Origin of the sequence: Caulobacter sp. (assembly GCF_049283275.1) — a bacterium.
Lineage (GTDB): Bacteria > Pseudomonadota > Alphaproteobacteria > Caulobacterales > Caulobacteraceae > Caulobacter.
The window spans coordinates 1-7,086 of record NZ_JBAPVS010000248.1; the positions used below are offsets into that span (position 1 = coordinate 1).

At 68.8% G+C, this 7,086-nt stretch carries 6 protein-coding genes; all 6 read right to left on the minus strand.

Annotation, left to right across the window (positions count from 1 at the left end):
• Nucleotides 1-185: 185 nt before the first annotated feature.
• Complete coding sequence (locus tag WAL33_RS14225; protein WP_422182175.1) at nt 186-833, minus strand: hypothetical protein; 648 nt, start codon at nt 831-833, stop codon at nt 186-188.
• A 2-nt stretch (nt 834-835) separates the two neighbouring features.
• The gene (locus WAL33_RS14230; protein WP_422182176.1) at nt 836-2,638 is read right to left on the minus strand and encodes a putative porin; all 1,803 of its coding nucleotides are present in this window, start codon (nt 2,636-2,638) and stop codon (nt 836-838) included.
• Between the two features lie 40 nt (nt 2,639-2,678).
• Nucleotides 2,679-3,362: a TonB family protein gene (locus tag WAL33_RS14235; RefSeq protein WP_422182177.1), complete on the minus strand. Its 684-nt coding sequence runs from the start codon at nt 3,360-3,362 to the stop codon at nt 2,679-2,681.
• Nucleotides 3,363-3,368: 6 nt separating this feature from the next.
• Nucleotides 3,369-3,776: an ExbD/TolR family protein gene (locus tag WAL33_RS14240; RefSeq protein WP_422182178.1), complete on the minus strand. Its 408-nt coding sequence runs from the start codon at nt 3,774-3,776 to the stop codon at nt 3,369-3,371.
• Between the two features lie 25 nt (nt 3,777-3,801).
• Nucleotides 3,802-5,628, minus strand: coding sequence for a DUF2341 domain-containing protein (locus tag WAL33_RS14245; protein WP_422182179.1), 1,827 nt, complete (start codon nt 5,626-5,628; stop codon nt 3,802-3,804).
• 3 nt (nt 5,629-5,631) lie between these two features.
• Nucleotides 5,632-7,086 (minus strand): ShlB/FhaC/HecB family hemolysin secretion/activation protein (locus WAL33_RS14250; protein WP_422182180.1); only part of this gene is annotated, 1,455 nt, incomplete at its 5' end.

A 7,086-nucleotide genomic window follows, 5' to 3' on the forward strand; every position in this document is an offset into this window, starting at 1 on the left:
GCGCAGGCTGGCCACCTGCGCCGCCGCGCCGCCTGCGCCCATGGTCGCCGTCGCGAAGACGACGAGACTGACGCCGCGCATCAGGGTCAGGCGCGTCGGGCGGGACCGGGGAGCGGAGTGCGGAAAGGCGGTCATGACTGGAGCTCGACTTTGAGGAACGCGGCGAAGACGGCGGCTGGCGGGATTCAGGGCGAGGTGGAGGCGGCGGCGGGCTGCGACGGACGCGGCGTCACGTCCAGGCGGCTGCCGTAGAGACGGTCGCCAAGGTCCTGTTCCAGCTTCTGCACACGGACGCGATGCAGGCCCGTGACGGGCTCCTTGCGCGCCAGAACGTCGATGAAGCCGACTTCGGAAAGAGCCTGCAGCGCGTCCTTGGCGACCTGGATCGCCTCGACGTTCTTGGCGCGGCAGAACGTCAGCCCGTCGTCCCGCGTCGAAACGTCGAGCTTCAGCGCGTCGCGCTCGGCCAGCAGGGCTTGGTTCTCCGCCGCCAGCCGCACGTTTTGGGTGCGCAAGGTCTCCGTCTCGGTCTGTATCTGGGCGAGGGCTTCGGCTTGCCGCCGATCGGCCTGTGGGGCGCCGGCCGCCTGGCGCCGCGCCGCGCGAAGCTGAGCCTCGACTTGATCCAGGCGGCGCTTGATGGCGTCCCGGTCCTTCTCGGCGGTGGTCTTCTGCGCGGTCAGGGTCGCCTCGCGGCCTTGGGCGCCCTGAAGCTGGGTGGTGACCGACACCAACTGGGTGCGGAGCCGATCCTCCAGGCTCTGGGCGTGCGCCGTGCCGAGGGGCGCGGCGAGGGTTGCGGTCAGGGCGAGGGTTGAAAGGACGTGGCGCATGATCAGAACTTCACGTTGAGATCGATCTGGCCGACGTCGATCGACAGCGGCGGACCGGACACTTCCTTGGCGCTGAACCAGCGGGCCTGGATGTTGCCGCCCTTGAGCACGCCGACGGTGGCGGTCAGGAAATAGCCCTCGGCGTTGGTGCCGCCGAGATGGAAGTCGGAGTCCGTGAAGGCGTCGATCATCGAGTCCGCGTCGAGGCGCTTGTAGCCGCCCGCCAGGCTCCATTGGCCGAACTGGTTCGGATCACGGTCGCCGTAGAGCGCGCGCAGCATGAAGGCGTTGCGACCGCTGTCGAGCCGGGGCGCGGGCTCGCCCGGCGCGCGGGCCAGGCAGATGTTGGTGTCGTCGCTGCCCAGCGCGGTGACCACGTTGTTCACGGGCAGGCCAGCCTGGCCGTAGCGGCAGGCGTCGGCCGAATGGTAGGCCATGTTCCGCGCATAGTCGCCGGTCAGGACCAGGTGCTTGTCGCCCGCGAGCTTGAGGTCGAACTCCGTCGTCAGGTTCAGGATGCGGTAGTCGAACGTCAGGCCCGCATATTGCGGCAGGGCATATTGCCCGCCCAGCGGCGTGGCGGGATCGGGGACGATGTTGCGGATCAGGAAGAGCGTATTGCCCTTCTGCATGAAGGCCGGCCGGCTGAAGTCGGTCGAGCAGTCGCTGGCGCCCAGATACAGGAAGCAGGGCTCGGACAGGCGGCCGCGTGCATTCTCGAACTGGTAGAAGGCCGCGCCGGTCCGCCACTTGAACGCCTGGGTCTCCCAGTCGGCATAGGCCTGGCCGGCGAACATCCACTTGGTCCGCACGCCGGACTTGTCGGGATTGTTTCCGGGGAAGTTGTTGTCCTGGTAGTCGAGCAGGAACGCGCCGGCGACGCCGGTCAGCGTCACCCCGTGCTCGGACAGCAGACCCGAGCGGCCGCGCGCGACGGCGCCATCGAAGTTCAGGTCGGTGTCGAACAGCAGGTCGGTGGTGAAGAACGGATTGGGCATCCGCCCCACGGCCGCGCCCACCGACGGCAGGGGCCGCAGTTCCACATAGGCCTGATCCAACCAGATCGACTTCTTGCTCAGGCCTCCGCCAAGGGTCTGCGTCGTGGAGACCGGGCCGTTGTTCTGGCCGGAAGCCAGGCGCAGCTTGGCGGTGATGCTGTCGGAGATGTTGGCGGTCACCGCCAGGCGAGCGCGCAGCGAGAACTGGTTGAAGCGGTCCTTGCGGGTGTTCAAGAACGGCAGGCCGGCCGGATTGGTGTTGAAGTTGATGTCGGTCGGCCCGTTGGCGTTGAGGGCGGCGAAGTTGATCAGGCCTTCCCCCGGCAGGGCGGCGGACGGGCCGATGTTGGTGTCGGAGAACAGCTCGAACTGGTCGCGCACGCGGAAGTCGCCGCTGATCGAGATGCGTTGCGTCCATTCCGGGATCTGGTTCGGCTGGGCCCAGTTCTCGGACCTGGCCTGGGCCAGGACCTCCTGGCGGACCTCGTCACGGATCTGCTTCTTGACGATCTCGGGCACGTAGGGAATGCGCGTCACCCCTGGAGCGGGCGATGTGGCGATCGGCGCCGCACCGGTTCCGACGGCCCGAGCCTCGGCGGTCTCGCGCGCGGCCTGGGCGGTCAGCTGGTCGGCGGCGTCCTGGGTGATGACGCCTTGCTTCACCAGCAGGCGCATCAGGTTGATGGTCATGTTCTCGGACGGCGCGGTCTGGGCGAGCGCGGGGCCCGCGGCCAGCGCGAAGGCCCCGACCACGGCCGCGCTGGTGAGCCATCGGCCGCGGCGGCCGACGTGAGCGAAGTTCATCATTCAAAATCCCCTTTGGTTCGGCTTGCGCTGAGCTGACGCTTCATGTCCTTCGCCCCCGAAGGAGCACGCGGGCCGGAAATTTGAGTTGTGGCGGCGGCGCCTGGTCGAGCCGGGCCGCTGTCTCTATGGCGGTCAGCAGGGCGCGATCGGTGCGCGCGTCGCCGCTGGATCGGACGATGCCGACCTTGGCGATGGAGCCGTCCGGACGAATCCAGATCTGCACCTGGGCCATGAAGGCCAGACGGTTGACCCGCTCGTCGCCCTGGATGATCCGCCGCAGCGCGCCATCCAGGTAGCGAGCGTAGCCGGCTTCCGCGAAGCCGCCGCCGCCCGGACCGTCCGAACCATTGGGATCGCCGCCCACCGCCACCCCGCCGCCGCGTCCTGCCGCCACGCCGAAGGCGTCGGTTCCGGCCTGGGCGGGTCCATTGATCGTCAGTTGCTTGGGCGCGTCGGACTTGGGCGTGGCGTCCGGCCTGGGATCGGGCGAGGGGACCGGCGTCTCAGTCGGTTTGGGAGGATCGGGCCGTTCCTTCGGTGGCGGCGGGGGAGGCGGCGGGGGCGGGGTCAGCGCCACCACAGACGGCGCGGCGGTTTCGCGCCGGACGCCGGCGGTGTCGCTCGCCATTCGCCACACGCCGACGGCGATCAGGCTCGCAATCAGGATCGGCACGCCGATCTGGGCGGCGCGAGCCAGGCGTTCGCGTCTGTCCTGGGCGTCCATCCGTGATCAACCCTGTTCGGCGCGGCCGGTGACCAGGCCGACCTGGGTCAGGTCGAGCCGGCGCAGCAGGTCCAGGACATCCATCACCTTCTGGTACTGGACGGCGGAGTCGCCCTTGACCACGATCGGCAGCTCCGCATCGGCCGCCTTGGCGGTGCGCAGGCGTTCTTCGAGCTCGGACATGCTCACTGGATAGGCGTCCAGGAAGACATCGCCGGTGTTGCTGATCGTGATCGCCTTGGTCTTGGGCTTGGCCAGGCTGACTGAGGAACTGGCCTTGGGCAGGTCGACCTTGATCCCCTGCACCGAGGCGGTGGTCATGATGATGAAGATGACCAAAAGCACATAGGCCAGGTCGAGCATCGGGGTGATGTTGATGTCGTCGTAGGGCTTGTCGTCGTCTTGGACCTGCATGGCCGGCGCTCCTTCTCAGACGCGGCTATTCGGCGGCCTGGGCGTAGCCCCGGTCGCTGTACTGCTCGGAAATGCGGGTGACGAACTCGTCGACGAACACCTGCATGTTCGCCTGCACGGCCTTGTTGCGCGTGAGGATGTAGTTGTAGCCGAACAGGGCGGGGATCGCGACGGCCAGGCCGGCGACCGTGGCCAGCAGGGCGGCGGAGATACCGGGAGCGATGGCGTTGACGTTGACGTCGCCGGCGGCGGCGATCGCGGCGAAGGTGATCATCACCCCGACCACCGTGCCCAGCAGACCCAGGAACGGACCGCCCGAGATCGAGATGGTCAGCAGCACCATGCCCTTGGCCAGGCGTTGGTTTTCGCGGACATAGGTGGCGTCCATCAGGGCGCGGATCACCTGGATCGACTCCCCCCACAGCACCAGGCGACCGCCGCCACGGGCGCGTCGCAGGATCTCCTCGGCGCCGGCCAGGTAGATCCGATGGATCGACGAGGCCTCCAGGCCGCGACGCTCGTTAGGGTTCATCCGGTCGAGATGGGCCAAGGCCAGCAGGTCGTCGCCGTGCTCGCGGAAGCCGCGCAGGAAGCGATCGTTGGCCCGGTCTACGCGGTTGACGTAGCGCGTCTTGCTCCACATCACGATCCATGAGGCCAGGGCCATCACCCCGAGGATGGCAATCACCACCCAGGCGTCGATCGTCACCGACTTGAGGATCACGCCGAAGTAGCCGAAGCCGTGGCCCGATTGTTTCTCGTCGGCCTTGAAGGCGACCAGACGGGCGTCGGCGCCCTGGGCGGCGGCGTCCAATTGGAGCAGGGCGGCGGGGCGGGCCACGCGCGAAAAGCGCACCTCGTCGACCCCGGCTTGCAAGGTGGGCAGGTCGCCGCCGGGCAGATCGCCGCCGATGGCGATCGGGCCGTTCAGTTCAGGCAGGCCGGCCTGGGTCGAGCCGGCCGTCTTGCCGTCGACATAGAGCGTGACGGCCTGGCCGTCGGCGGTGACGGCGATGTGGGTCCAGCGGCCCTTGGTCAGCGGCGTGGCGGCGGCGATCACCTGACCGGCGACCTCGACGAAAGGCGTGCCCTGGTTGAAGCCGACGACCAGGGCGCCGGCCGGATCACGGCGCGCATAAAGCGCCGCGCGCGGCTGCAGTTCGTCAAGGCGGACCCAGGCGCTGAAGCTGAACGGCCCGGCGGCCTTGATCGCCAGGGACGGACTGGCGCCGATGATCATCGGGCCAACGCCGGTGAAGCGCGCGCCAGCGCCGATGGCGGAGGCCTGGTCCATCGCGTCGGGCGCGGTCTGGGCGGTGTTGGCGTAGGCGGTGCGATCCTTCGGGGGCGCGCCGGCCGCGCCGTCGAAGTGGTAGACGCTGGTGTAGTCGGGATCGAACGTGCCCGCGCCGTCGGCGGCGGGGGCGGCGTCCTTGACGCCGTAGTACAGCCAGATCGGCTTGGTCGCGCCGCTCGCCAGGGCCGGAACATCGACCCAGATCGTGGCCACGCCCAGCAGCGGGTCGAAGCTCTCGATGTGATAGGCCAGCGGGGTCTTGTCGTCGGCGGCCACGAAGCGCAGGTCCGCGCCGTTGGGAGCCGCATCATCGAACTTGAAGTTGCCGCTGTGCAGGCGGACCAGCACCGGCGTGCGGCCCAAGGCCTGGCTCAGGGGCGCGCCCTTGGCCGAGGTGTCCAGGTCGAGCTGGGCGCGATAGGGCCACTCCTTTTTCCACCAGGTCAGGGCCTGGGCCTGGTCGGGCGCGGTGGCCACGACGGTGGCCGCGATCAGGCCCACGGCCGTCAGCAGAAGCCGGGTGACGGCGCGGCGGAGTCGGTTTGGGAATCGCATGTTTTAGAACTCCGCTTTCAGGCTGAAGTTGACATAGGCGCGGTCGCCCCCGCCGCGGCGGGTCGGACCGTTCTTGAGGGGCATGGCGACGGCGACGTCGCCGTCCAGGTGGTCAAGCATGCGGAAGCGTGTTCCCAGGCCGACGCTGTAGATGAAGAAGTCCTGCTCCTGCTCCGCGCCGGGTTCGAGGACCCACAGGCTGGCGGCGTCGACGAAGGCGAAGCCTCGCCAGTCGGAGATCAGGCGGGGCGCGGCGTCGATGACCGGGCTGCGCAGTTCGAACGACAGGTTCACCCCGTTGTCGCCGATCGCTTCGGCCGACAGGTAGCCGCGCACGCTGGACGCGCCGCCGGCCGAGAACTGCTCGCTGGACAGCAGCGGTCCGTCGGCGATCTGGCCCGAGAAACGGCCGTCCAGCTGGAAGCCGCGCGGCAGGGGCTGCAGGTGCTCCAGGTCGACATTGACGCGCATGAAGGTGGCGCTGGTGTCGGCGCGCTTGGTCTGGAAGCCGTCGTTGTCGTCGCCCAGGCCATGCAGGTTGGCGGTGACGCCCAGGCTGGCGGTGGTCAGGCCGCGGCCTTGCCGGCGGGCGGTGTAGGTCGCCGACAGCGGCCAGTAGTCGACCCGGCCCGGGCTGACGTCGTCCTCGGAGAGCCGGGCCAGCTCGTAGAAATGCTTGTAGTCGATCCCTGCCGACAGGCTCTGGGTCATCTCGCCCGTCGACGGGAACTGGTAGATGGCGCGTAGACCGACCGTGGAGCCCTTGCCCAGCACGCTGATGCCGCCGAGCGTGGCGACGTCGCTGTCGGAATTGAAGCCATAGGCCAGGATGCTGAACGGCGTGTTCCAGATCGGCGCGACGTAAGAGGCCGCATAGACCTGGGCGTCGTCGCTGCGTTGCGGCGCGGTCAGGTAGGTCAGCGAGAGGCTGTGCCCCTTCTGCCAGAGATTGTCGTAGCGAAGATTGGCGTTCAGGCGCAGCGGCTTGGTCGAGGCGCTGGCCGCGTTGTTCAGCTCTAGAGAGCCGTGCAGCGGCGACTGGTCGGTGACCTGCAGGTCCACGTCCAGCGTGCCCGGAGCCGCGCCGGGCCGCACCAGCGGTGTGATCTGCCGACCGGGGAGGCGGTTGGCCTCGGTGATCTCGGCCTGGGCGCGGTCGAAGTTGGCGACCTTGCCCTCTGACAGCGAAGGGATGGCTTCCTTGACCGCGTCCAGCGCCGAATATTTCGAGCCCGTCACTCGAACGCGCCCGATCGGCGCCTCGACGACCTTCAGCTTGACGACGCCGTCGGCCACGGTCTGGCGGGGGATTTCGACCACGACCGACTGGTAGCCCTTGGCGTGATAGGCCGCCTCCAGCGCCTGCTGGGCGGCGGCGACGTCGGCCCGCGTGCGCCCCGGACCCATGTGTGGGTAGATCGCCGCTTCTAGCGCGCCCTCGTCCAGCAGCGTGGCGCC